Annotated in this window: 21 protein-coding genes and 1 tRNA gene; 12 read left to right on the top strand and 10 right to left on the bottom strand. The window is 65.8% G+C overall.

What is annotated here, in order from left to right; all coding sequences use genetic code 11:
* Positions 1-9 precede the first annotated feature (9 nt).
* Complete coding sequence (locus SD72_RS02395; protein WP_157000414.1) at positions 10-690, top strand: GntR family transcriptional regulator; 681 nt, start codon at positions 10-12, stop codon at positions 688-690.
* A 39-nt stretch (positions 691-729) separates the two neighbouring features.
* Complete coding sequence (locus SD72_RS02390; RefSeq protein ID WP_157000413.1) at positions 730-1644, top strand: hypothetical protein; 915 nt, start codon at positions 730-732, stop codon at positions 1642-1644.
* 112 nt (positions 1645-1756) lie between these two features.
* On the opposite strand, the gene SD72_RS02385 is transcribed toward SD72_RS02390, so the two are convergent.
* Positions 1757-3301 (bottom strand): MFS transporter, encoded by a 1545-nt coding sequence (locus tag SD72_RS02385; RefSeq protein ID WP_198141823.1) that lies wholly within the window; start codon positions 3299-3301, stop codon positions 1757-1759.
* A gap of 102 nt (positions 3302-3403) precedes the next feature.
* On the opposite strand from SD72_RS02385, the gene SD72_RS02380 reads away from it, so the two are divergent.
* On the top strand, positions 3404-4234 hold the full coding sequence (locus SD72_RS02380; protein ID WP_042542823.1) for a helix-turn-helix domain-containing protein: 831 nt from the start codon (positions 3404-3406) through the stop codon (positions 4232-4234).
* An 11-nt stretch (positions 4235-4245) separates the two neighbouring features.
* Here SD72_RS02380 and SD72_RS02375 read toward each other — a convergent pair whose 3' ends face one another.
* Positions 4246-4752, bottom strand: coding sequence for a DapH/DapD/GlmU-related protein (locus SD72_RS02375; protein WP_157000412.1), 507 nt, complete (start codon positions 4750-4752; stop codon positions 4246-4248).
* 123 nt (positions 4753-4875) lie between these two features.
* Between SD72_RS02375 and SD72_RS02370 the strand changes: the two genes are divergently transcribed.
* The 3 genes from SD72_RS02370 (at position 4876) to SD72_RS17855 (ending at position 7905) form a co-directional block, all read left to right on the top strand.
* Positions 4876-5817, top strand: a complete 942-nt coding sequence (locus SD72_RS02370; protein WP_042542821.1) for a LysR family transcriptional regulator — start codon at positions 4876-4878, stop codon at positions 5815-5817.
* Positions 5818-5933: 116 nt separating this feature from the next.
* Positions 5934-7139: a DUF4303 domain-containing protein gene (locus SD72_RS02365; protein WP_042542820.1), complete on the top strand. Its 1206-nt coding sequence runs from the start codon at positions 5934-5936 to the stop codon at positions 7137-7139.
* Positions 7140-7656: 517 nt separating this feature from the next.
* Positions 7657-7905, top strand: coding sequence for a hypothetical protein (locus tag SD72_RS17855; protein ID WP_042542818.1), 249 nt, complete (start codon positions 7657-7659; stop codon positions 7903-7905).
* A gap of 258 nt (positions 7906-8163) precedes the next feature.
* On the opposite strand, the gene pdxY is transcribed toward SD72_RS17855, so the two are convergent.
* A complete protein-coding gene (pdxY, locus tag SD72_RS02350; RefSeq protein ID WP_042542937.1) occupies positions 8164-9018 on the bottom strand; it encodes a pyridoxal kinase PdxY in 855 nt (284 codons plus the stop codon).
* Positions 9019-9140: 122 nt separating this feature from the next.
* On the bottom strand, positions 9141-10499 hold the full coding sequence (locus SD72_RS02345; protein ID WP_042542817.1) for an FAD-binding oxidoreductase: 1359 nt from the start codon (positions 10497-10499) through the stop codon (positions 9141-9143).
* A 257-nt stretch (positions 10500-10756) separates the two neighbouring features.
* On the opposite strand from SD72_RS02345, the gene gluQRS reads away from it, so the two are divergent.
* On the top strand, positions 10757-11731 hold the full coding sequence (gene gluQRS / locus SD72_RS02340; RefSeq protein WP_084766694.1) for a tRNA glutamyl-Q(34) synthetase GluQRS: 975 nt from the start codon (positions 10757-10759) through the stop codon (positions 11729-11731).
* Between the two features lie 104 nt (positions 11732-11835).
* On the opposite strand, the gene SD72_RS02335 is transcribed toward gluQRS, so the two are convergent.
* From SD72_RS02335 to SD72_RS02325, 3 genes are all read right to left on the bottom strand, one after another.
* The gene (locus SD72_RS02335) at positions 11836-13425 is read right to left on the bottom strand and encodes an HNH endonuclease signature motif containing protein (protein ID WP_420038408.1); all 1590 of its coding nucleotides are present in this window, start codon (positions 13423-13425) and stop codon (positions 11836-11838) included.
* A 574-nt stretch (positions 13426-13999) separates the two neighbouring features.
* The gene (locus SD72_RS02330) at positions 14000-14350 is read right to left on the bottom strand and encodes a hypothetical protein (protein ID WP_042542815.1); all 351 of its coding nucleotides are present in this window, start codon (positions 14348-14350) and stop codon (positions 14000-14002) included.
* 96 nt (positions 14351-14446) lie between these two features.
* Positions 14447-15289 carry an SGNH/GDSL hydrolase family protein gene (locus SD72_RS02325; RefSeq protein WP_084766693.1) on the bottom strand — a complete coding sequence of 281 codons (843 nt, stop codon included), beginning with the start codon at positions 15287-15289 and terminating at the stop codon, positions 14447-14449.
* Between the two features lie 198 nt (positions 15290-15487).
* Here SD72_RS02325 and SD72_RS02320 point away from each other — a divergent pair, with 198 nt between their 5' ends.
* From SD72_RS02320 to SD72_RS02300, 5 genes are all read left to right on the top strand, one after another.
* A complete protein-coding gene (locus SD72_RS02320) occupies positions 15488-17299 on the top strand; it encodes a DEAD/DEAH box helicase (protein WP_420038406.1) in 1812 nt (603 codons plus the stop codon).
* A gap of 294 nt (positions 17300-17593) precedes the next feature.
* Entirely contained in the window at positions 17594-18082 is a 489-nt protein-coding gene (gene ybaK / locus SD72_RS02315) for a Cys-tRNA(Pro) deacylase (protein ID WP_042542814.1), read from the top strand.
* Between the two features lie 158 nt (positions 18083-18240).
* Positions 18241-18326, top strand: a tRNA-Leu gene (locus tag SD72_RS02310).
* A gap of 287 nt (positions 18327-18613) precedes the next feature.
* Positions 18614-19447, top strand: a complete 834-nt coding sequence (locus SD72_RS02305) for an SDR family NAD(P)-dependent oxidoreductase (RefSeq protein WP_042542813.1) — start codon at positions 18614-18616, stop codon at positions 19445-19447.
* Positions 19444-20028: a VOC family protein gene (locus SD72_RS02300; protein WP_052492394.1), complete on the top strand. Its 585-nt coding sequence runs from the start codon at positions 19444-19446 to the stop codon at positions 20026-20028. Before SD72_RS02305 ends, SD72_RS02300 begins: the two co-directional genes overlap by 4 nt.
* Positions 20029-20214: 186 nt before the next feature.
* Here SD72_RS02300 and SD72_RS02295 read toward each other — a convergent pair whose 3' ends face one another.
* The 3 genes from SD72_RS02295 to SD72_RS02285 form a co-directional block, all read right to left on the bottom strand.
* On the bottom strand, positions 20215-20994 hold the full coding sequence (locus tag SD72_RS02295; RefSeq protein WP_042542812.1) for an SDR family NAD(P)-dependent oxidoreductase: 780 nt from the start codon (positions 20992-20994) through the stop codon (positions 20215-20217).
* Between the two features lie 16 nt (positions 20995-21010).
* Positions 21011-22114: a M23 family metallopeptidase gene (locus tag SD72_RS17245; RefSeq protein ID WP_084766692.1), complete on the bottom strand. Its 1104-nt coding sequence runs from the start codon at positions 22112-22114 to the stop codon at positions 21011-21013.
* Positions 22115-22314: 200 nt separating this feature from the next.
* Positions 22315-24216: an ABC-F family ATP-binding cassette domain-containing protein gene (locus tag SD72_RS02285; protein WP_042542811.1), complete on the bottom strand. Its 1902-nt coding sequence runs from the start codon at positions 24214-24216 to the stop codon at positions 22315-22317.
* Positions 24217-24227 lie beyond the last annotated feature (11 nt).

The raw sequence follows: 24227 nt of genomic DNA, 5'->3' as shown, positions 1-24227 counted from the left end.
CACGTGGTTGTGAGTAACGTGGAACGGATTCGCAGCGCGCTGCGCCAGCGGATCGTCATGGGGGATTTGACCGCAGGCACCCACCTGAACGAGATCGCGCTCAGCCGGGAATTCGGGGTGAGTCGCGTGCCGGTTCGCGAGGCGATCCGCGCGCTCGAATCGGAAGGCCTCGTCGAGTCGAAGCTGCACTTCGGCTCTCGAGTGAGCGAGCTGCCAGCGGAAGACGCGGCAGACCTCTTCGAGATCCGCGAGGAGATCGAGCGCGCGACGGCTCGCAAGGCCGCTCGGCACGCGCCTCGCGAGGGCGAAGTTGCCGACGAGGAATGGCTCGCGACACGGGCCGAGATTACGGCGATCCTCGCGGAGGGCGACGCGGCCCTCGCGGAGAAGCGCCTCGATCAGCTTGTTGGCCTCAACATGCGCTTTCACCAGGCTGTCGCATCACTCGCCGGCAGCACGGTGCTCTCAGTGCTCCTCGTGACGATCGGTGGCTCCATCGAGCGGCTCTATAAGGCTGACGCTCCGCAGCGGTCGAAGACATCGTGGCCCGAACACCACACAATCATCGACGCGATTGACGCTGGCGACGTCGACGCCGCAGGGAACGCGATGGCCGGACACGTGCGCCGTTCAAAGCGGAGCTACTTCCGCGGCCTCCCGAAGGATGAGGCCGGGCCCGGGGAAGGGTAGGGAGAGTCGCGGGCGCCAGGCAGCGCCTATACTCGGCGTGTGGGAATACGAATCCGTCTGATCCTCCTCACCTCTGCCGCTCTCCTGTTCGCCGGATGCGCGAGTTCCGGGGAGGCTGCGCCAACCCCTGCTCCGAGCTCGACCCAAGAAGCGGCGGCTGAGCCCCGGACTCTGCAGGAGCTTGCGTCCGTCATGAAGGGCGAAGGGCTCGCAGACCTGGTCATCCTCGCAGCTGTTCCCGGGCAGACCCACGAGGTCGCTGTGCAGCTGGCGTGGAAGGAACTCCCAGCTCCCGATGCCCAGCTCGCCGCCCTAGCCGAGGCGGAAACGCGGATTGGGGAAGTGCTCGACGGAGGCCAAATTGCGCAGATTTCCCTGATCCCTGTGCCCGGGGGTGGTCAGGTGAAGGGGGTCGCCGCCGCCTACAACCCCGGGCCGGAGGTGCTCGCCGCGCTCGTACGAACAACCTACGAATCTGTGTGCCAGGGTGCTGATCTGGCGGAGGTCGATACAGTTGAAGGCCCCCGCACGCGGGTCGATCTGCGTTGCTACGTTGATACGGATGATGTCGTCGGAATTGCTGCCGCATATGACGAGGTCACGGCAACGCGACTGGATTTCGCGGAAATAGACGAAACTCGCTGGCACGTGTCGGTCGCGGGCTGGTCCACCACCGATGCCAATTTCCGGCTTGTGTCCGGGCCGCTGGCGGGGCGGCAGGAGCTGTTCACCGAGCTCACGACAATGGCGCGCGACGCGGGCGCTTCTGGCATCCAGGTTGTTGACAGCATGTACGGCATCTCCTTCTCTGGGATCGTGAGCGCTGATCAGTCGGGGTTGTGCGGCGCGCTACTCGACCGCATTCTGGCTGCCGGTGTAGCCAGCGCAACGGTATCCATGGGGCTGCCGGAGCCGAGTGGTGACGAGCGTTGGGCGTGCTATCTGCGGCCGTGATGCTTTGGGGTTGGACCTCTGGGGGCGATCCCAGACCGTGACCACAGCGCGTTAACTCCGGGCGATACCCCAGCTGGCCGGCCGCACCTCCGACTGTCCTGCAGGGCTAGACTCATGAACCGGCTGCGTCTAGGCGACTCCGCTTCGGCACCCACCGCAATGAGGCCACACCCAAAGCAGCACACAGCACAACCGCGATCACGACGGCGAGGTGCAGCCCAGAAACGAAGGCGGTCTTTGCCTGCTCGATGAGCGCAGCGTTCGTCGCGGCGTCAAGCGTTTCAGTGAGCGTCGGCGCGACGCCCGGCCCGAGCAGCCGGAACACGAAGGCGGCGACCGACCCGAGCAGCGCGATCCCGAGCGCATTGCCGAGTTCGTTCGACATCTCAGCGATGGCGCCAGCGGAGCCCGCCCGCTCGGGCGATACCGCCGACACCGCAGTGTCTGCGACGAGCGCGAACGAGATGCCAAACCCGAAGCTCGCGACGATGGTCGCCGCGACGAACCACCCGATGCCGACCGCGGTGGTCGTCGCCAGCAGCAGGGCAAGGCCTGCCGCCATCGTGAAGTGGCACAGCACGAGTGCGGCGCGCGCGCCGATCCGCTCGGTCAGTCGCGGCGTGAGGATGCACGTGACGGTGAGCACGACCGCCCCCGGCAGCGCGAGAAGCGCTGCGGTCAGCACCGGCAGCCCGAGCACGGACTGCAGGTACATGCCGCCGAGGTACGCCGACGCCGACCAGGCGAAGAGCGTAAGCAGCCCGGTCGTGATCGCGATGGCGAACACGCGGGACTTGAAGAGTTGCAGGTCGACGAGCGGCTGAGGAATGCGCGCCTGCCGCCGAACAAACAGTGTGAGGATCGCAGCCCCGGCGATCCCGATCCCGCCGCCCACCCACGTCGGCCCCTCGGTCGCGAGCGACTTCACCGCGTACACGACGGCGAGGAGCCCGGCAGCGGAGAGCGCGATGCTGGCGACGTCGATCCGCCCCGAACCACTCCGCGTGCCACGCCGCAGCACTATCGGTGCGAAGACGACCACGAGCACGACGACGGGAACGTTGACGAGAAACACGGAGCCCCAGTCGAAGAAACTCAGCAGCACGCCGCCGATGACGGGTCCGATGGCAAACCCTGCCGCGAACGTTGCAGCGTAAATGCCGATCGCCGTTGAGCGCTGTCGGAGATCAAGGAACAGCTCTGACAGCACCCCAAGGCCCGACGGCAGCAGTGTCGCCCCGCCAACGCCCATCAGTACCCTGAACCCGATCAGCCACTCGGGGGTCGGGGAGAACGCGGCCCCTGCGGAGCCGACGCCGAACACGACCGCGCCGAACAGAATCAGCTTTCTGCGCCCGTATCTGTCGCCCAGGTTTCCGAAGGTGATGAGCAGCGCGCCGACGGCGAAGCCGTAGCTGTCGAGAATCCAGAGCGCCTGCCCCGCCGTCGGCGCGAGGGCGTTCGTGAGCGTCGGCATGACGAGATAGAGGATCGAGCCGTCCATCGAGATAAGCAGCGCCGGCCCGAGCACGAGCAGCAGGCCGAGCCAGGAGCGGCGGTCGGCGCGCTGAGCTGGGCGCTGAGCTGCGCGCCGGGATGCGCGCTGAGCTGCGCGCTGGGTAGGAGCGACGGGGATCGATTGCGATGAAGTGTTCACCCTTCGATCCTCGGGGCCGAGTTCTGCGCGAGCCAGGCCTGCACCGTGGGTACCCCTGACAGGGGCAGGCAACGGCACAGCACTCGCGCCTACGCTAGGAGCATGCGAACTGACACGCTCGGCGCGTTCCTGAAGAACCGCAGGGACCGGATCTCCCCGGATGCCGCTGGACTGCGCTCGTACGGCACGGTGCGCCGCGTACCTGGCCTGCGCCGCGAGGAGCTTGCGATGCTCGCCGGCGTGAGTGTCGGCTACTACACGCGCTTGGAGCAGGGGCAGTCGGGCACCGCCTCACCGCAAGTGCTCGACGCGTTAGCGCGCTCGCTGCGCTTGGACGCGACCGAGTCGGCTCACCTGCACAACCTCGCGCACCGCTCCGGGCTGTCGTGCCTTGAGGAGCCCGATCCCGAATCGCTCGCGCCGCGCGCGTCGGTGTTACTTTCGGCACTGGGGGAGAGCGTCCCCGCGATCGTGCTCGGCAGGCGCGGCGATATTCTCGCGTGGAACCGCGCTGGGCACGCGCTCGCGTCAGGGCACCTGCCGTTTGGCGCGCCGGTGGATGCCGCGACGAGGCCGTCAACCGCTCGCATGTTCTTTCTCGATCCGCGCCAACGCGAGCTGTACCGCAACTGGGAGGAGCTTGCGCGGATCCACATCGGATACCTGCGGCTCACCTCGGGGCGGTACCCGAGCGATGCGACGCTCGCCCGACTCATCGGCGAGCTCAGCATGCACAGCCCCGACTTCGCAAGGCTTTGGGCCACCGGCGAGGTCGCCGACTGCACGACTGGGCCGATGCTGCTGAAGCATCCGACGCTCGGCAATATCGACGTCGACTACCAGGTGTGGTTGCAGCCAGACAGCCCCGACCACCGGCTCGAGGTGTACACGCCGCGTGACGATGCCGCGCGGGCGGCGCTCGCCGCGCTGTAGCCTCGCGGCGCTCACTCGTCGAGCATCTTGATGATCGCGGCGGGCACCCCACCAACCACCGCTCGCGAAGGAACGTCGCGCGTGACGACTGCGCCCGCCGCGACGACGGCATCATCGCCAATCGTGACTCCCTGCATGATCAGGGCCGAGGCGCCGATCCACACGCCACGACCGATGTGGATCGGCGCCGAAGTGAGGCCCGTGCGCCGCTCGGCCGGCGCGAGTGGATGCCCCGAGGCGAGGAGACTGACGTTTGGCCCGATCATGACGTCGTCGCCGATGGTGATTCCGCCGATATCGTTGAACCGGCAGCCTTGGTTGACGAACACGTTCGTGCCAACCACGGTGTTCACTCCGTGATCTGAGTACACGGGTGGAATGAGATGGAACTTCTCGTCAACCACCTGCCCGGTGAGCTCAGCCCACTTCGCACGGATCAAGCCTTGGTCGGCGTAACGAAGCGCATTGAGCTCTTCGGTGAGGTGGATAGCGCGCTGGACGCGTTCGGCAAAACTCACGGGGTGTCCTTCGGGTTGGCGGGTGACGGTGATGAGGCTCAGTCAAACAAAGTGAACACCGGCGCTCAAACAACCCGACGCTCGGCGAGCCACAACCAGGAGTTGTTGGTCTAGGATCTCGGAATGGACCTTGAGGCACTTCGCACCTACCTCGCCGTCGTCGAAGCCGAACGATTTCAGGCCGCGGCAGACGAGCTCGGCATCACTCAACAGGCTGTCTCGAAGCGAATCGCCGCGCTTGAGCGATCGCTCGGAGCAACGCTGTTCGTGCGGCTCGCGACAGGCGTGGAACTCACTGTCGAAGGGCGCTCTCTGCTGCCGCATGCGAGGGAATTGATCGATCTGGCGGCCCGAGCGGCAGCGGCCGTGCGGCCGGAAGGGCGTGCGCTTCGTGTCGACGTGCTGAATACCCGAACGGCTCCCGCGACAGCACTCCGGGACTTCCATCGATCCCACCCCGAGTACGCACTCGACGTCATCGAACTCTCGGATGCCACTCCGGAGGCAGCGGTGCGGGCCGTGGGGCTTGGAACACTTGACGCGACCTTTCGTGCGCTGCCCCAGCCCAGGGGCGGGCTGCCAACCGGCATTCGCGCCGAACGTGTGATCGATGACGCTCACGAGCTGTTGGTCGGGCCGGGGCACGCGCTTGCCAACAGGGAATATGTTTCGCTTGACGAGCTATCGGCGCATGAGATCTGGATGCCTGGAATGCGGGCGGCCACGGAATGGGGCGGGTACTACGAAGCACTGAGCGCTGAATTTCGACTCACAATCACCACGGCCGGGCCAAGCTTCGGGGCCGACTCAATGCTCGACAGCCTCGCTGATTCGACGGTGCTCGCGACCCTCATCGGCGAGGGATCAAGGTATCTGTGGCCCGAAACGCACGGGCTCAGAAGGATCCCGATCGCGGGCCCGACGCCCGTGTACCCGCACTCACTCGTGTGGCGCGAGGAGAACACGCATCCGGGCCTCGCGGCCTTCATCACGTTCTTGCGGGAGCGCCGCGCGGAGCGGGCACTCCGAGAGCCCTGGGTGCCACTTGCGTTCGCAGGCGAGTAGTGGCGAGGTCGCATCCCGACGGGCTCCATCACTGACACCTGAAAGCCTCCGCCGCGCACCCAATCGATACGATGAATGCGACGCACCGAAGCCCCGCCACCCGGAGGAGACCCAGCATGGCGCTCGACACCCAAGCCCTCGTGACGGCCGCGGCCGCGCAGCTCGTCGAGGCCGTGCGATCGGTGCGCGCGGAGCACCCCGGCGAGACGATCTACGGCGCGATGTTCCACGAGTTCTACGGCGACGGCACCGTGATCTACTGGCCAATGGTGACCGTCGGAACCGAGGAGTCGCTCGCCGAGGTCGTCGCGAGTTACACGGAGCAATACGGGGCCGAGGATCACGGCACCGAACTGCACGGCACCGAGCCCGGCCTCGCCGACTCGCTGCGCTGGTCTGGCCCCGACCTCGCCCACAGTTTCGAGCCCTCGCCGGAGCTGCAGGCGCTCGCCGATGGGGTGCAGGTCTCTGCGGGAAGCGGAGCGAAGTGGGAGGGCCACTACGAGCGCTGGCTGCGGTGCTTCCCGAAGGCCGCCAAGCTCGCGCGCAAGGAGCTTGTCGCTGAGGGGATCGTGCCGAAGAGCTTCGTCGCGGTCGCCGCCGACGAGGCAGGCGAGCTCATCCCGCTGAGCCTCACGAAGTCGCAGCTTGTCGAGAACTTCCCCGAATACGACGAGGCGGAGCAGGAGCGGCGAAGGCTCGCCGCGCTCCCGATCACTGAGCGCGTCGCGGAACTGCTGCCCGAGGCCGTCACCCCGCGCTACCAGGGGCCACTTATCGGCGAGCATGAAGGCCTGCTCGTCGCCTGCGGCGAGGCGGCATTACCGGCCCTCGTGAGCGTCGTGCGCCACGAAGCCCTTGCCCGCGGTGACGTCGTCGCTGCGCGGCTGCTCGCAGAGATCAACATCGACACCCCAGAAGTTATCGAGGCGCTCGAGGGCCTCATGCTGAGGCGCAAGGCGCAGGGCAACTCGCGAGCGTGGGCGGCGAGCGCGCTCGCGCGGCTCGGGCGCTCGGATCTTATTCTCCGGCGCGTCGCGGAGCTCCCGGTCGACGTCGTCACGCGGGGGATCGCCGACCCGCTGAGCTCGTTCCGCGATCGCGGCGCGCACCGCCCGCTCGACTACGCGCCGCTCGAACAGGTGCTGCACGAACACCCCGAACTTGAGCCCGCCTTTGAAGAAGAGCTCAGGCCAGGTGTCGGCTACTGTGCGCTCCTCCCTGGCGAGATCCCGACGGCGAAAGCGGCACTCGATTCCCGGTGGCCGGTCGTGCGGGTGCATGCAGCGGCCGTGCTCGAAGACGCCGGAGTGAAGATCTGACCTGTCTGCTGGCACTTGCCTGACGTATGACTATTTTTCTGGGTCCCGCGCAAACCAGCGGTAGTGCAGAACGTGGACCGTGGCACCGAATCTGCGGAGAGATGGCATCCGGTGAAGAACCTTTCAAGATCCGTTTGAGCGCGAGAAATCAATCAACGCTCAGGGCGAAGCCGTCGGCTCGCGAGAGGATCTTTGCCGCAGCCAAGCCGATGGGTGGGATACCAGCTCGCGCGTTCGAAGAGATGCGTCGCGCAGAAGTGTTCTAGATGCTCCATTTCGCCACCTCGGCCATGATGCTGTTGGCCGACAGTCGGCACCCCGCGCAGGCGCAGGCCGTGCGAAGATATCGCACTCGCGTGTACGGACGCTCCTGGAAACGGTAAGTCAGCTCGCGCAGGGCGCCGAGGACGACCCCGAGAACCGGGTGGCCGCACAGCCTGTTGAAGCTCTCGGGCAAAGGCGTACGCACCTCAAGACGTTGCCCAGTCGGGCGCTGCGCGAGAACAAGGAGCGCATCTTGCCGATCAAAGCGATCATGCGAAACCTACCCTTCTACAACGACGACCATCGACTGCAGATCACGCCCCGCGAGAACCAGTCGGAAGCCTGGCGCACGTTCCGTGCCGTGCTGCTCGAGGCGGGGACGCTCATCGGGCGGATCCGCCACACCGACCCCGACATCGCTGAGCTCGTCGACGTGCGCAACCACGCGCGGGGCAACCGCCGAGCAGGTTCACGCCGTCACCAAGCAGCACGCGGAACTTGACGACCACAACGGAGAGGCATCGGGCGGGGAATCGCAGGAGCTCATCGCGTTCATCGTGGGCGCGGCGCGTCGCTGCGTGGCCTCGGCTTCCAGCTCGTCATTGGCATGCCGGACGATATGCACAACGCGACGGAGCCGCACGTACACGCCGGGTGCGACATCCTCAAGGACACGACGGGCCGCTCGTGGGCGAAGCCGAACGTGGGACTGCCGGCGGTTGCGCAGTGGGCAGGTAGTACCCGCAGAGTTTGCTTGGGGTTACCGCACCCGGCGCGCCTCGAACTGCATCGCCGGGTGAGCGTACGCTCCCTGTGACTCGACAAGCTGAAGCTCCCGCTGACCCGAGGCGAGCGTGTTTTCGAGCAGCGTGAACACGCTCGACGCGGTTCGCTCAAGAGCGGCGCGTGCTTCGCCCGTGCTGCGAAGGTGGGCGGTGAAGAGCGCTGCGGTGACATCGCCAGAACCGTTCGCCTTCAACGGCAGCCGTGGCGTTTCGATAAGCCAGGCCTCGTCCCCGTGCACCGCAAGCATTTCGACGACGTAGTCCTCGGCGCGTTCTGGTCGTTCAACGCTCGTGACGAGCACAGTGCTTGGACCAATCTCACGCGCGCGGTCGACCGACGCGAGCGTAGATTCGAGTGTGGTTGGCGTCGTGCCGGTGATGAAGCCGAGTTCGAACTGGTTGGGGGTGATGAGGTCGGCCCGGGGGACGACGCGATCACGGATGAGGTTCTGGACCTCAGGTGCGACGTGACAGCCTGAGACGGCGTTTCCCAGCACAGGATCGCACGCGTAAATTGCGTCCGGACTGTGCTGCTTCACTCGATCCACGGCGTCAAGAATCGCATCGCCGATGTCGTCGCCGCCCTGGTAGCCCGACAGCACGGCGTCGACGCCGGCGAGGCCGCCGCGCTCCTCGATGCCGGTGACGATCTCACGCACGTCGTTTCCCGAGAACATCGGGCCCCGCCACGCGCCGTAGCCGGTGTGGTTTGAGAACGCGACCGTATAGATCGGCATGACCTCAACACCGATCCGCTGCAGCGGGAACACAGCGGCAGAGTTTCCGACGTGGCCGTACGAGACAGAGGACTGGATCGACAAGATGCGCATCTTTCGATACTGCCACTGGACCACGCGCTGATCCACTTTCGGTAAATTCGACTGAACCAATGGTGTCGACGGGTGGTGCCGTGGGCGCTAGGGCGGGGCTGCCGATGCGCCCGCGGTGCGAGTTACACGGCGCGTCCAGGGGAGAGGGTCCCTCGTGGATCGAGCGCGAGTTTGATCGACCGCTGCACATCGATGGCGACCTCGTCCAGCTGCCACGGCAACTCGTGGTGTTTCACCTGACCTATGCCGTGCTCACCCGTGATGGTGCCTTCGAGAGAGAGCGCGAGCCTCGTGATGTCGTCAATGAGCATGTCGGCTGCGGCGATCCCGGCCGGGGTATCCGGCGCGGCAACTTTACAGTGGAGGTTGCCGTCTCCGGCGTGCGCAACGCTTGCGACCTCCAACGCGTGGCGCTCAGCGAGGGCAGCTACGCCAGTGAACATCTGGGCGAGCCGAGACACCGGCACCCCAACATCGCACGCGATCTTCAGCCCGCGTGCGGTGAGCGCTGGGTTGGACATTCGCCGCGCTTCGACGAGCGCATCATCGACCGCCACTGCGGCCGCCGTTGCACCGTGTGCGCGGCACAGTTCGAGGATCGCCTGTGCGGTCTCGGCCGCGTCGCGACCCACTGTTTGCCCCACAAGAAGCGCACCACGCGGGATCCGCATTCCCGACGGAAAGGCCTCCTCAATCGCTCTCACCGTGAGTGCGTCCATCAACTCGAGAACCTCGGGCTTGGTCTGTGAACCGACGATACGGGTAACGGCAGCGCCCGCAGCGGCCAACTCATCAAACTCCGCCCAGAACGTGACGGGCGTGCCAACCGGCAGCGATTCCAGCCGGACAACGGCCTCAACGATGACACCGAGGGTGCCCTCCGAGCCAACAAACAGCCGCGTGAGATCGTAGCCGACCACATTCTTCCGCGTCCGTGCCCCGGTGCGCAGGATCCTGCCGTCGGCGAGCACTACGGTGAGCGCTGCAACCCAGTCGGAAGTGACACCGTGGGCGACGCAACGCAACCCTCCGGCGTTGGTTGCGATGTTGCCGCCTACCGTGCAGGTGCGCGCGCTCGCAGGATCGGGCGGAAAGAACAGGCCGTGCGCCTGTGCCTCTTCGTCAAGATCGGCAGTGATGACTCCTGGCTGAACCGTCGCGAGCCGGTCTCCGGGCGATATTTCGATGATGGCATTCATTCGCTCGAGCGACACAATCAGCCCCGAGTCGAAGGCCGTGGCCCCTCCGACGAGCCCCGTCCCCGCACCGCGAATACTGACTGGGATGTTCCGCGAGTTCGCCCAGGCGAGCGCCACCGAGACATCGGATGCGGATTCCGCAAGCACCACGGCGAGCGCCGACCCCGTGAACACCGCCCGCGAGGCATCGTTCTCGAAGCTGCTCACGGCGCTGCGTGCCGTGAGTAAACGTTCCTTGAGCTGGTGTTTGAGGTCTGAGATATCGGCGGCGTTGCTGTCCATGCGGCTCCTTCTTGTCGCCCTCTGTGCCAGCGTAGCTGCTCGGCGTTGCCGCCGCGATGCCCGCGGTAGACACGCGCCCATGCCCCTGCGGTGCCACACTGACGCCTCACTAAGCTCTGGTGCCGATCATGCAAGGGGCCTTCGTGGCGAATGCACGCTCAGCCTCCGCGCATGGTCCGTGACGCTCCGGCAACGTGGGTGCGGCGGGTGCGGCGCATACGGGCAATAGCGAGCGCAGCTCGTGGGAGGATTGGGCTGTGAACTCTCAGGCAGATCCCCGAGCCGCCGCCCGCTTGCCTGCACCTGGCCTGGCTGTCGGCGCTGGCAGGTACGCGCCGAGCCCCTCGGGCGACCTACATCTTGGGAACTTGCGCACCGCCCTCGTGGCATGGCTTTTCGCGCGGTCAAGCGGACGGCGTTTTCTCATGCGGATCGAAGACCTCGATCGCGGTCGGGATGCGGGCGCCGCGGCATCGCAGCTCGCGGACCTCACCGCCATCGGTATTGATTGGGACGGAGAGCCCGTCGTGCAGACGGAGCGCGCTGAGGCTCATGCTGCGGCAATCGAACGCCTCGACAGCTCCGGTCTCGTCTATGAGTGCACCTGCACGCGGAAGGATATCCTCGCCGCGCCAACAGCGCCCCATGGGCCGCCGGGCGCGTATCCAGGCACCTGTCGGGATCTGAGTGAGACCGAACGGGAAGTCGCGCGAGCGAGGATCGCTCCGAGGCTGCCTGCGCTTCGACTGCGCGTTCCTGCGGGGGAGTCAACGCTGTCGTTCGAAGACCGCTTACTCGGTGAGGTCGTGGGAGACATCGACGACTTCGTGTTGCGGCGAGGAGATGGCACCGTTGCATACAATCTCGCCGTCGTGGTTGACGATGACGCCATGGGGATCGACCAGATTGTTCGCGGTGATGACCTTGCTCCTTCAACTCCTCGGCAGATCTTGCTGCAGCGGCTTTTGGGGCTGCGCACCCCGCCGGCTCTCGAATATGTTCATGTGCCGCTCGTTCTTGGCGCTAGCGGCGCGCGGCTCGCGAAGCGGGATGGGGCTGTGACGTTAGGAGACCTTCGCCGGGAGGGAGTCAGTGCCGTGGATGTCGTCCAGTTACTCGCGGGCTCGCTCGACTTGCTAACCCCTGGCGAGCGCATCAGCTCAACTCAGCTGGTCTCGCGCTTCGATCCCACTCGGCTGCCACGGGAGCCCTGGGTCTATCCGGGGCGGTAGGCCCTGATCCCTGAGCTCTGATCCCTGAGCCCTGTTCCCCGAGCCCTGCGCCTCGCGCCTCTGGTCTCGCGCCCTGAGAGTGATCGCACTCTGCGGCACGCCCGCTAGAACGCAACGAGGCTGTCATCGAATGCATCGCTCGCCTCGCTCTCACGCAGGCTCTCCATGAGGCGTTGTTGAGTTCGAGAGCGTCGCCGCCCGGAGGATGGTTGATTGACTCTTTGGCCCTTTCCGGTGTCTGCCTCAGTGTGCTCGATTGCTTTGAATCGGACCCGGCTTGGGGGCTCTGCGACGTGTTCGTGTCCGGTGGGACTGGTCCAGGTGAGCACGCCACCCGGCTGCTGCTCGACGCGCCACTTCGAGTGGTGCTTCAGGACGTGGTGGCCCCTGCAGAGGACTGCAAGGTTCTCGGTGCTTGTCTCGCCTCCGAGGGCCGCGTCAACCGTGTGGTCGACATCACAGCGGCGCGCACTTGCCCGGCATCCCGGGGCGCGACAGTGGATGTCGCGCGCAGCAAGAAACCTGAATTGCCCTGGCGTTGGCCTGTACCGCTCAACTTTGAGTACGGTTCCGCCGTAGTTGACGGTGACGAGCTCCCATACCTCAGCCTCGCCGGCTATCTCTCGCGCTGCGCTTGGGCTGATTTGCCCGTAACCGATGAGTTCGGGCACTCCGCCCACGCGCGGTGCGCGGCGCCCGCCTTGTTGCGAGACAGGTGCCTGGCCTCCCGAGCCAACTTCGCTGGAGGGTGCGTCCCCTTCGGGAGTGACACCGGGTGAACCGCCAGCACGGGACAGGCCGAGCACATCGCCTGGAATGACGACCTGCACATGTGCTCGGATCTTCCTCCCGTGCGGCACCGCGTTCTCGCCAGTCACTGGGATCTCGCCGCTGAGCAGAATGTCTGCGAGCACATCGGCCTCGACCTGGGCGAGCGTTCGAGGATTCGCGCGGGCAGAGACTCTGCCCGCCGCGCTGGCGCCAGCGGCCGCAGATGTTGGCGGCTCCGCGCCGTTCTGCCTGCCCTGGCTCCGGCCTTGGCTCTGGTCTTGGCTTTCGCGCTGGCTCGTAGCAGCAGCAGCGGCCGCTGCCTGCTCCGCGTTTAAGACGGACTTAGCGACCTGACGCATGCGATCACGAATCGCCAACGCGTGTGGGGCCGGGAGATACGCGAGCAGCTCTGCCATGCCGTTCTCGGCCTCCCGAACCTGCACGCATCTACGCGACACGGCCTCCTCATGCGCTTCCTCGCTGGGGAGGTCAGCAATCTGGGACGCGAGGCGCCGGGCGATAGGACGCAGCCTATTCGGTGTCTCGACGCGGGCGTGAGGTAGCGCGGCCTCTTCGTAGGCCGCACGCCGTCGCTCTGCCAAGGCTGGCTCGAGCGAGAGGAACACGAGGCCTTCGTCAACGATGACCTGCAGATTCTGGGAGGAAAAGGCACCTACTGAGAGTGCCTCAAGCGCAGGGACGTACAGGTCGTGTGCGTGGTGGGCGGTGTCCATGAGCCTTGCGGATTGAGCCTCAGAAAGGTGAAATCTCGTCGAGAGCTCTAGCCGGAGCGAACGGTACGCCATCTCGGCGCCTCTCGAGGAGTTGTTGTTCGCCTTGGCACCTGCGCGCCCTCGGTGATTTGACGTGTTCGCTACGGAGTTTCGGGCTGGGCCATGCGCGTGACCAAGAGTGCGATGCATGAGCCGCCCGAGTGTGCGGTACTGAATGGCCTCATGGTGGCGCACTGCGCGAGTAGCTGCGGTCATGGCCTCCATAGCCTGTTGGTCCGCTGCCTCGACGCTTGAACTACTCGGGGCAATAGGGGAGCGCTTGGGGTCTTGGTTGCTTCGACGCTCCGACGGATCGACGTCACGCTGCGTGAGGCGGCGGAGATCAAACGGGGTCGGCGACCCTCGGGTCTGGGTGGGTGGCGGGTTCGGCATGTTGTTTGACATGTGTCAAGCTAAACATGTACGTACGGCATTTTAAGCGGGTGGGTGGTTGTGTGCAGGGCGGCTTAAAAATGCGGCCCTGGGCTCGACTGTGGAGGACGCGAATGTCCGGAAAAGGGACACAGTTTCACGATCCGAGGGGTGAGCACAACGCGGACCAAAATGGCGAGCCCTGAGCTCCGAGATCACCGATCCTGCACGCACGCACGCGCCCGCACGCATGCGAGCCCGCGCATGCGAGCCCGCGCACCCGAGTGCCCGCGAATCCGCGAGCCCGCGAGCCCGCGAGCCCGCGACTCAGTGAACCCTGAGAACGCTGCCGCTAGCGCTTGAGCGCGCGAATTACGCGCGCGAGTGCGCGGCCAGCGACCCAGACGAAGGGCACGCCAACGCTCAGCAGGGCGATGATGTTTGGTTCGAACCGGGTGTAACCATCGCGCGCGACGTAAGCGCCGATGGGGAGTGCGACTCCGCCGCCGCCACCGCCAGATCCTTCGCCTGCGATCGCCCCGTCTGCGTTGGTCCCTGCGCCGCCCTCGCCTGCGCCGAACATGTATCCGCCCACCGCCACGGGAAGCAGTGTCGTGCCTTCGAGGTCTACTGCGTCCCCGTAGGCAGTCTGCACGCCGGTCTGAGTAACAGTGTCTGCGATTTGCTTCGTGATGTTGGGCATAGCCCCAGCCTACTTCGCTCCGCTGGGGGAGTGAAGCGAATGCGGTGAATCGTCTTTGGCGTCACGCGCGGCACGCGATGGCCGCAAGCTTGACCCTCAGTCGCCGCTGCCGTGTCTGGGACGAAGGGACTGCGGTTCGGGGCGTTTCGCGACGATGTCGTCGCCGGACGATACGTGCTTGATGCGGCGCACCACCCACGGCACCAGATGCTCTCGTGCCCACACAACGTCTTCCTTGCGGGCCTGGCGCCAGGTCCGCGAAGGGGGAGAGGGCGGATCGAGTGGGCCAAGCTCGTGCGGAACGTTGAGGGCGTCGAGCGCTGCGCGTGCGATCGTGTGATGGCCGAGCGCGTTCATGTGCAGGCGATCACCTGCCCAGTAGCGGCTGTCTTTCAGCTCCTCGATCGCCCACTGATCCACCACGAAGCAATCGTGGCGCTGGGCGACCTTGCGCACGTTCTCATTGAAGATCGCGACCTTGCCGCGGATGGTGCGAAACACCGGCTGGAAGGCGACGTCAACCCCGGTGAAAATGAGGATCGTTGCGCCCGTCTCCTTCAGCTTGGAGACGATGTAGTCGAGCCGTTCAGCGACCTCGTCTGGATCGGTTCCCGGCCGGATAACGTCGTTACCGCCGGCGCACACGCTCACGAGGTCGGGTCGGAGCTCCATCGCGTTATCCAACTGCTCGTCAATGATCTGCTGGATCAGTTTTCCGCGTACCGCGAGGTTCGCATACGCGAACTCCTCGTTGTGCTCGGCTAGTACTTCGGCGAAGCGATCCGCCCATCCGCGCAAGCCGCCAGGGCTGTCGGGGTCTGGGTCTCCGAGCCCCTCCGTGAACGAGTCGCCGATAGCAACGAAACGGGACCATGGGAGTTCGACGGGAGCGGCTATTTGTTGCCTCTCGTCGCCGTCGCGGGGTGCATCGTGAACCATTGTCGCGGTCCCTTCCTTCCTAAGCCTTACCGGTACTCTGCCCCGAAGGTGCCTTGCGCGCAAGGAACCGCCCGGGCTTGCATGGTTATTTGCCACGCCGGCTGGCCAATCCAGGCCCGGCGAGTCGCCAGTCTGGAAGCGCGGAGCCTGTGGAGGCGCCGAGACAGGTCTGAGCGTTCACAGGTAGTCTAGGACGTTGTGATTGAATCGGCAGAAGACGGGACTCTCCTGCCGGGGACATTTGCTGCTGAGCACCTGCCGCCCGCCTACCCTGAGCGGGCCGCACGCGGCACCGCAGGCAGTCTCCGGGCATGGCAGCAGGAGGCAATCAACCTCTACTTGGAACGTAACCCGCGTGACTTCCTAGCCTCGGCGACCCCCGGCGCAGGCAAAACCACGTTCGCGCTGCGGCTCGCGGCGACGCTCCGCGGTAACCAGACGGTGTCGCAAATCATCGTTGTCGCCCCGACAGAGCACCTGAAGGTGCAGTGGGCGGATGCGGCGGCACGCGCAGGCATCAGGCTGAACCCGCGCTATTCGAACAGCGACGGGTTGAGCTACGGCAGGCACTACGACGGCGTCGTCGTCACGTACGCGCAGGTCGCGATGAAACCGATCCAGCACCGACTGCTCACTGAGTTTGAAGACACGCTCGTCATCATGGACGAGGTGCACCACGGCGGAGACGCGCTGAGCTGGGGTGAAGCGATTCGCGAAGCCTACGGCAGTGCGAAGCGCCGCCTCTCGCTCACGGGCACACCGTTCCGCTCGGACGAGGCCCCCATTCCGTTCGTGCAGTACGCGCCGCAGGGCGACGGAACGAAAATGTCGCTCACCGACTACGACTACGGTTACGGCCGCGCGCTCGCTGACGGAATCGTGCGCCCCGTGATCTTCATGGTCTACGCGGGCAAGATGCGGTGGCAGACCTCCGCCGGCGAGGAGATGGAAGCGCGCCTCGGCGAGGGCAATACGAAGGATGTGACGAGCCAGGCGTGGCGCACCGCCCTCGACCCCATGGGGGACTGGATGGCGAAGGTGCTGCGGGCTGCGGATCGCCGCCTCACTGAGGTGCGCGAGCACATTCCAGACGCGGGCGGACTCGTCATCGCTACCGATCACGCGTCGGCGAAGGCGTACGCCCAGATGCTGCACGAGATCTCCGGTGAGGAGGTCGCGTTGATCCTGTCAGACGATTCGGGATCATCTGAGCGCATCGACAGCTTCTCAGCGGGGACAACCCGCTGGATGGTCGCGGTTCGTATGGTGTCGGAGGGTGTCGACGTGCCGCGTCTCGCCGTAGGCGTGTACGCGACGAGTTCGTCCACCCCGCTCTTCTTCGCACAGGCGATCGGCCGTTTCGTGCGCTCGCGCCGCCGCGGTGAGGTCGCTTCGGTGTTCATCCCCAACGTGCCGCCCCTCATGGAGCTCGCCGCTTCGCTTGAAAAGGAACGCAACCACGTTCTCGAGGGCCCGGCGTCCGCCGAGGAGATGTGGGACGCTGAGGCTGCGCTCATGGCTGAGGCCGAGCGCGAGGAAAAAGCTTCGGATGACCTCATCGAGGACGAGTTCAAGTACCAGGCCCTCGAATCCGACGCGCACTTTGACAGGGCCGTCTTCGATGGTGCCGAGTTCGGCGGCTATGCCGAGGTGGAAACCGAAGAGGAGCTCGACTTTCTCGGGTTCCCCGGCATCCTCGAGCCGCAGGAAGTGAAGGCGTTGCTGCAGCAGCGTCAATCGAAGCAGGCCAGGCGCAGCGCGCAGAGCCAGGGCATCCTTGAGCACGCGCCCGAGAAGTCCGAGGCCCCCGAGGCGCTGCACCGCACGCTTGGGGAGCAGCGAAAGCTCCTGTCGAGCCTGGTTGGCATGTATGCGCGGGTGAGCGGTGAACCTCACAAGGAGGTCCACAACGAGCTTCGCCGCGTGTGTGGCGGGCCAGCCGTGCCCCAGGCCTCTGTAACGCAGCTGCAGAAGCGGATCGACCTGTTGCGCCGCAGGCTTCGCCCATAGACTCAGGGCGGGCCGCAGGCTTCGCCCATAGGCTCAGGGCAGGCCGCTTCGGTGCACTGTGGCGCACTGCGCCTCACTGCGTTGCTCTGCGCCGCATAGGGCGCGCTGTGCCGCGCTGCGGCGTGCCGTGCGCCCCTGAGGCGCGCTGTGCTGCGCTGTGCCGTGCTGTGCGCCCCTGTGGCGCGCTGCGCCGAACCAAACCGCGCTGCGCCGATCCAAACCGCGCTGCACCGATCCACACCGCGTTTGGCTGCCCCAGGGCGCCATCGCGAGGCGTCGTCGTAGGCTTGGGGGATGGCGAAGAAGGCTGCCGGCGCGACTCCGGCGATGACGGCGCTCACGAAACTCGGGATCGAGTTCGCCGTGCGCACCTATACCCACGATCCAGCTGAGACTGATTTTGGCGGCGAGGCCGCGCGCGAGCTTGGGATGGACCCGCGGCGGGTCTTTAAGACGCTCCTCGCGGAAGTCGATGGAGCGCTTGCGGTGGCCGTCGTCCCGGTAGCCGGGTCGCTGGATCTCAAGGCGCTCGCAATGGCGCTGGGCGGCAAACGCGCACACATGGCCGATGCGGCGCACGCGGAGCGCAAGACGGGCTACGTGGTCGGGGGGATCAGCCCGCTCGGGCAGCGCACGCGTTTGACTACAGTTATAGACATATCCGCGCCCGGGTTTCCGACCATTCTCGTCTCCGGCGGCCGGCGGGGCCTTGATATTGAGCTTTCGGCGGCGGATCTTGCCCGCGCGGCGGGCGCCACGTTCGCGCCGATTGGAAAACCCTGAAACGAGCGAAATTCGGCGCGGTGATTGGGATCGGGCAGAGGATATGCGCCCGGAATGATCCGCGCCGCGCCCGGCATCGCGGGACGATTCGCTTTGCCTCGAGATTCCGTGCTAAATTATTCCCTGTTCGGCCGGTGAGAAACCAGCCAGACAGATTCGCGCGGATGGCGGAATTGGTAGACGCGCTAGCTTGAGGTGCTAGTGCCCGTATTAGGGCGTGGGGGTTCAAGTCCCCCTTCGCGCACGAGTCGCAAGAACAAGTAAGGCCCCTGCTTCGGCAGGGGCCTTACTTGTTTCTCAGGCAGCGTCTCGGAGCGGCTATCGGCGCGGCCGCGCAGGCCAGAGGTATCGCTTCGGGATCGCAGAGCCGCACCCCAGTCGTACTGCTCCGATGTCCTTCTTCCCAGCATGGGCATTATTTGAACGAGGCTTTCCCGAAGCGCGGCTGTGGCTCGGCGCCACGGCTGCGTAAGTTCGACTGCAGGGCGCAGGAGCCGCCTGTGACCAGTCAACGAAGATGGGAAGGGTACGATGACGAACCCCAAGAACGCCGGCACCGATCGACCGCACGGAGGCCAGAGCTATATTGACCTGGCCGGAAAAGTAGCCATTGTCACCGGTGGCGGGGCGGGAATGGGCCGCGCAATCTCGCAGCTGCTCGCGACACACGGAGCGACCGTCGTTGTCGCTGATATTTCGCTCGCCGGTGCCGAGGAAACCGCGAACTCGATCGTCTCGGATGGCGGCAACGCGAGCGCGGTCCTACTCAACGTGACCGATGAGGATCAGGTAGGCGAGGTTACGTCGTGGGTCGCCGAGACGTACGGGCGGATCGACTTCGTCTACAACAACGCCGGAATCACCACGCTTAAAAACATCGAGGACATGCCGCTTGCAGAGTGGCAGCGTGTGTTCGATGTCAACTGCACCGGAATCTTTCTCATGTCGCGGGCAGTCATCCCGATTATGCGCGCGCAGGGGCACGGCCGGATCATCAACACTGCCTCCTCTGCAGGCAAGAGCGTGGTTCCCATGCAGAGCCACTACGCGGCCACAAAGTCAGCGGTGATCGGCTTCACCCGTTCACTCGCGATCGAGCTCAAGGACGATGGCATCCTGGTCAACTGTTTCTGCCCGGGCCGCGTGCTCACGGAGATGAGTAAGCGCGAGGCAGTCGAGTTCGAGGCTGCGACGGGAACGCCGGCTGCGGAAGTGCTCGCCGAGTGGGGGAGCATGGTGCCGCTTGGTGGGACGTGGTTGATGCCGGAGGACATTGCGAAGGTAGCGATTATGCTCGCCTCGGAATACACGGAGAAGATGACGGGCCAGGCAATCAACATCACCGGTGGGGAGATCCTCCATTGAGCGCTGGGAACGGTTCAGATGCGTCGACGCCGCGGCGGGACAGCGCAGTGAGCGGCACGGGCGTGCCGACGCTGCGAGGTCTCGACCACTTTGGGTTCACAGTGCCCGACCTGAACGAGGCGGTCGCATTCTTCGTCGACCACTTCCACGGGACCCTCGCCTACGAATCAGGCCCGAACACGGATGCGACCCGGAGCTGGATGTCGCAGCGGATCGACGTGGATCCCGCGTCGTCACAACGGCTCGCGGTGGTGCGGATCGGCGAACACACGAACTTCGAGATCTTCGAATACGCGACTCCCGGGCAGGACACGTCTTGGCCAGCGAACAGCGACCTTGGCGGACACCACATCGGGTTCTACGTCGAAGACATTGACGTCGCCGCGCAATACCTTGCTGGCGTTCCGGGCGTGACCCTGCTTGAGGGGCCAAACGACGTCACTGAGGGGCCTGTGCGGGGCGAACGGTGGCTGTACTTCAGGACACCGTGGGGTCAGCAGCTCGAGCTCACGTCGTGCGCGACGCCCGGTTACTTCGAGGGGCTGCCTGGCGCACGCAAGGCCCGCCCGCCGGTTCGGTAGGAGACGCACGCATGCGGACGCAGCGGCACGGCCCACGCCGCACGCGTCCGCACAGCAGCCTCTGCGGCGCTGCTAGGGCACTGGATCGATGGTCAGCGGCACCCAGTGCCTTAGCGGCACGCTCGGCGCGCTAGCGGCTCCCAGTGCCCTAGCGACTCCCAGTGCCCTAGCGGCACGCCTGGCGCGCTAGCGGGGCTCGTCGAGCGAGGCGTCGGCCGTACCGAGACGCTCAAGGAGGCGATTGGGGATGACCGCGATACCGATGCGGCCCAGCCGGTACCGCCAATCCGAGACGACGACGGCACGGCCTCGGTAGAGCGCCCTCAGGCCCTCGCGGGCGACGCGAGTCGTGTCTGCCCAAGCGATGCGGGGGAGCGATGGGAGGTGGTCTTCTCCCATGCGCTCGTGGAACTCCGTGGCGAGCAGACCGGGGCAGAGCGCTGTTACACGCACACCGCGTCGCCGATAGCGGATGTTTAGTGAACGCGAGAGCGATACTGCGGCGCTCTTCGCGGCACCGTAGGTCCCCGTAGGGGTGAACGCGGCGACGCTCGCGACGTTCATGATCCAGCCTGAACCGCGCTCGAGCATCCCAGGGACGGCGGCGTGTGCGAGGCGGAGCGGAACCCATGAGAGAAGCTCGTGCATGCGTCGCTCGTCGGCGATGTCGCTCGCCTCGAAGCCCGCGTAGACGCCGAACCCAGCGTTATTGATGAGAATGTCGACCGGCGCTTCACGATCGGCGAGGCGGGTGGCTACAGTGTCGAGCGCCACCGGATCGGTGAGGTCGGCCGCGAGCACCTCGACGTCGACGAGGTACCGGCTGCGGAGTACGTGAGCGAGGCGTTCGAGTCGTGCACGGTCGCGCGCTACGAGCACGAGGTTGACGCGCAGCGCTGCGAGCTGGCGTGCGAGTTCGGTGCCAAGACCTGCGGACGCGCCGGTGACCAGGGCTCGATATGGCATGTGGGACGCGGCCGGGTTACTTCTTGGCCGCAGCACGCTTGGCGGCCTTATCGATCTGCTCCTGAATGTAGGGGAGCGGATCGATGGGTACACCGCTGCGGCGAAGCGCGAGGTGCAGGTGGTCGCCGAACGACATGCCGGTGTTGCCTACGCGACCGATGAAGTCGCCGATCTCAATCTTGTCGCCGACCTTGCGGTCGTGCGAATCAACCTGCATGTGGCAGTACCTGCTCGTGAGCGTCTCTTCGCTCACCTTGTGCTGGAGTTTGATGCTGAAGCCGCAGCCGTCATTCGCGTACCCAGCTTCGATGACGACCCCCGAGCCGATCGCCGATACGGGGGTGCCGCCCGGCGCCGCAATGTCTTGCGCGTCGTGGAACTGTTCGACCGGGGCGGTGCGGTAGGCAAAGCCGTCAGTCAGTGGGTAATCGCGGTCGAACGCGTTGCGGATCTCGGTGTTCTCCAGGGTGGCAGGATCAACGAGGCCGGCCTCGGGCGTGATCTGCTTATACGATCCTGGGTCGACCCCAAGCTCGACTGACCCAATGGCTCCGAGCGCATCCTGTGTCACGACCGTGTCCGGGCTCTGCAGCTGCTGCTCGGCTCGTGCGGCGCTCGCGTTCGGGTCGCCAAACGCTGACGAGAATGCCGGCAGCGTCGTCGTCACCGCGAGGGTGCCAACACAGGCGAGCGAGAAGGTTGCGGCGGCAAGCTTACGCACCCGGCGCCGCGCAGGCCGAGCGGGAGGCGTCGGGTGTGACGCCGCGTCGGAAGACTCCGGCCCGCGCACCTGATACTCGGGGAGCTTCGTGAAGAAGATGTTCGCGTGTGGATCGACCGGATGGCCGAGCTTCGGCTCAGTTGGCTGCTCTTGCGGCTCGCTGGGCGCGTCTGGCTGCTCCTGCGGCTCGCTGTTGGCGTCCGGCTCGCCGGTGCGCTGCTCCTGCGGCTCGCTCGGTTCCGCTTGCGGTGCGTGCGGCTGCGCTTGCGCTGCATCCGTCTGCGCATGATTGACTACGGGGCGGGCGTCTGCTGACTCTCGCGCCTCGACCTTGAGTCTGGCTTCCCTGAGGGAACGTCGACTCGGATAAGCCGTTGGCTCTTGCGGAGAAAGTGGCATGTAGGAATCATTCAGCGGAGATTGAAGTGCACGGAGAAGGCAGGTCGCTGAGTCCCTGTTCTCCGAAGCTGGAATTGTGCAACCATAGCAGACGATTCTTGGCCGCGGTCGAACTCGTAGGACCTCCACAAATCTGATGTTTTGACACTGGAGGCCTTCGTAAACGGTTGCGGGGAGTAGCTATCTGCTTCACGCGATTGTCACTGTGCAGTGTCTGTGGAGGGTGCTGTGGGGGTCGCTGTGGTGGGCGCTGCGGTGGCAAGCGCGTAGCGTCCGCCCTGCCAGCGGCTGCGAAGCCAGCGGTCGTGGGAAGCGACGAGCACGGTGCCTGGGAACGACTGGATGGCGAGCTCAACGGCCTCGACGAGCGCCAACGACAGGTGGTTCGTTGGCTCATCGAGCAACAGGATCTCGGGCGGATCAGCAATGAGGATTGCGAGTGCGAGCCTCCGTTGCTGTCCGACACTCAGCGCATCAAGCTGCTGCTCCTCATCGCGTACCGCGAGCAACCCGAACCGCTGTAGGGGAACGGCAGCAGCACGTGCCGCGCCGACTCCGTCGACGTAGGTCTCCGCGGCGGTGCGGTTACTCCCGCGCTCACGGGGATCCGCAAAGCTGATCTCCTGGTCGAGGAGGCCGATTTCGCTTGAGGCAGCGACGCGCACAATTCCGCCGGAGAGCGGCTGAAGGCCGGCAAGTGCGCGCAGCAGCGTAGATTTCCCTGCCCCGTTCGGGCCGGTGATGAGCAATTTGTCACCAGCTCGGACACGGAGCGTCGTGGGGGCGAGCCTGCCAGCAACTTCTGCCGAATCGGCAAGGAGCGCGAGCTTGGCCGGTTGAGCAGCCTGCTCTGTCGCCGCACCGGGTTGCTCGCGTGTGGCGGGCCGGAGGGACGCCGGCGCCGCGATGCCGGCAAATGAGAGCTGCGCGGGGGGCGCTGCTATCTGCCGTGCCGTGAGCGCCGCGAGCCGTGAACGGGCGTCGTTTACTCTCCGAGCAACCACCTTCGCGTTGCGGTCAGCGTAGAACTTCTGCGCCATGCGCGTCTCGGTGCGGGGCTTCCAATCCGAGTGCCCAACGGTCTGGCTGTCCCCGACAGCGGCAGTGAGGCGCCGTATCTCCGACTGTTCTTCCGCGTATTTGTGTTCCCACCGCTTGCGCTCGGCGCGGCGAATCTTGAGGTAGTCGGAGTAGCTGCCCGTGAAGCGGGTGACGCCGATGGCGCTGCCGGTGCCGTCGGCGACGAGCCTCTCGGCAACCGATTCCGGCACCTCGGAGGGATCAAGGTCGATGAGTGCCGTCGTCGTGCCGTCGAGGAACGCCCTGTCGTGGCTCGCGAACAGGACGGGTCCGCGCCACGCGGTGAGCATGTGCGCGAGGTAGTCACTCGCATCATCGTCAAGGTGATTCGTCGGCTCGTCGAGGAGCAGCACGTCGGGCGCGTTGAGGAGCAACCAGGCAAGCGACAGTCGCGCGCGTTGCCCGCCCGACATGGCGCGGCTCTCTCTGCTCCTTGGGATGTCGGAGAGCCCGAGTCCGGCGATCACCTGGTCGACTCGGGAGTCAAGCTCCCAGCCGTTGAGCCGCTCGACATCGTCGATTGCGCGCGAGTACGCCGCGGCAGCATCTGCTGCAGCAGCCGAATCTTGGGCGGAGGCGTCCGCGTGAGGCTCCGTGCCTAGGGCTTCGCCGGCGGGCTCGGCGAGCGCCGCGCCCGCGCGGTCCAGCTCTGCGAGCGCAGCGCGCACCGGCGCTGTCGCGCTGTGAATCGCCGTGAGGATCGTGTCTGTCGGCGCGAAGGGCGGCTCCTGGTGGAGGATCCCAATACGCGGCGTGATTCCGGTGGGGGCCACCACTGACACGCTGCCGGCGTCCGCACACTCGAGGTCTGCGGCGATGCGCAGCAGGGTCGACTTGCCAGTACCGTTCTCCCCGATGAGGCCGATCCGGCTGCCAGCAGCAACCGCGAACGAAATGTCAGTGAGCACGCGCCGCGCGCCGAACGACTTCGACACACCCTCAAACAGGAGGTGCGTTGAGGTGTGCGTCGCGGGCTGAGCGAGCTCGTTGGCGCCGTCAGCCGAAGTATCTCGAGTATCCATGTCTCACAAGG

This window comes from Leucobacter komagatae (assembly GCF_000834055.1).
Lineage (GTDB): Bacteria > Actinomycetota > Actinomycetes > Actinomycetales > Microbacteriaceae > Leucobacter > Leucobacter komagatae_A.
Note: the sequence above shows the minus strand (reverse complement) of the source record. Positions and strands in the feature narration are given on the sequence as shown.

Excerpts from the sequence above, each read along its gene's own strand:
- SD72_RS02330 (WP_042542815.1), bottom strand. The coding sequence starts at position 14,350 with ATGCCCAACATCACGAAGCAAATCGCAGACACTGTTACTCAGACCGGC.
- pdxY (WP_042542937.1), bottom strand. The coding sequence starts at position 9,018 with ATGCGCATCTTGTCGATCCAGTCCTCTGTCTCGTACGGCCACGTCGGA.
- SD72_RS02305 (WP_042542813.1), top strand. The coding sequence starts at position 18,614 with ATGACGAACCCCAAGAACGCCGGCACCGATCGACCGCACGGAGGCCAG.
- SD72_RS02370 (WP_042542821.1), top strand. The coding sequence starts at position 4,876 with ATGGACCTTGAGGCACTTCGCACCTACCTCGCCGTCGTCGAAGCCGAA.
- SD72_RS02345 (WP_042542817.1), bottom strand. The coding sequence starts at position 10,499 with ATGGACAGCAACGCCGCCGATATCTCAGACCTCAAACACCAGCTCAAG.
- SD72_RS17245 (WP_084766692.1), bottom strand. The coding sequence starts at position 22,114 with ATGCCACTTTCTCCGCAAGAGCCAACGGCTTATCCGAGTCGACGTTCC.
- SD72_RS02325 (WP_084766693.1), bottom strand. The coding sequence starts at position 15,289 with ATGGTTCACGATGCACCCCGCGACGGCGACGAGAGGCAACAAATAGCC.
- SD72_RS02295 (WP_042542812.1), bottom strand. The coding sequence starts at position 20,994 with ATGCCATATCGAGCCCTGGTCACCGGCGCGTCCGCAGGTCTTGGCACC.
- SD72_RS02380 (WP_042542823.1), top strand. The coding sequence starts at position 3,404 with ATGCGAACTGACACGCTCGGCGCGTTCCTGAAGAACCGCAGGGACCGG.
- ybaK (WP_042542814.1), top strand. The coding sequence starts at position 17,594 with ATGGCGAAGAAGGCTGCCGGCGCGACTCCGGCGATGACGGCGCTCACG.
- SD72_RS02285 (WP_042542811.1), bottom strand. The coding sequence starts at position 24,216 with ATGGATACTCGAGATACTTCGGCTGACGGCGCCAACGAGCTCGCTCAG.
- SD72_RS02365 (WP_042542820.1), top strand. The coding sequence starts at position 5,934 with ATGGCGCTCGACACCCAAGCCCTCGTGACGGCCGCGGCCGCGCAGCTC.
- SD72_RS02335 (WP_420038408.1), bottom strand. The coding sequence starts at position 13,425 with ATGCATCGCACTCTTGGTCACGCGCATGGCCCAGCCCGAAACTCCGTA.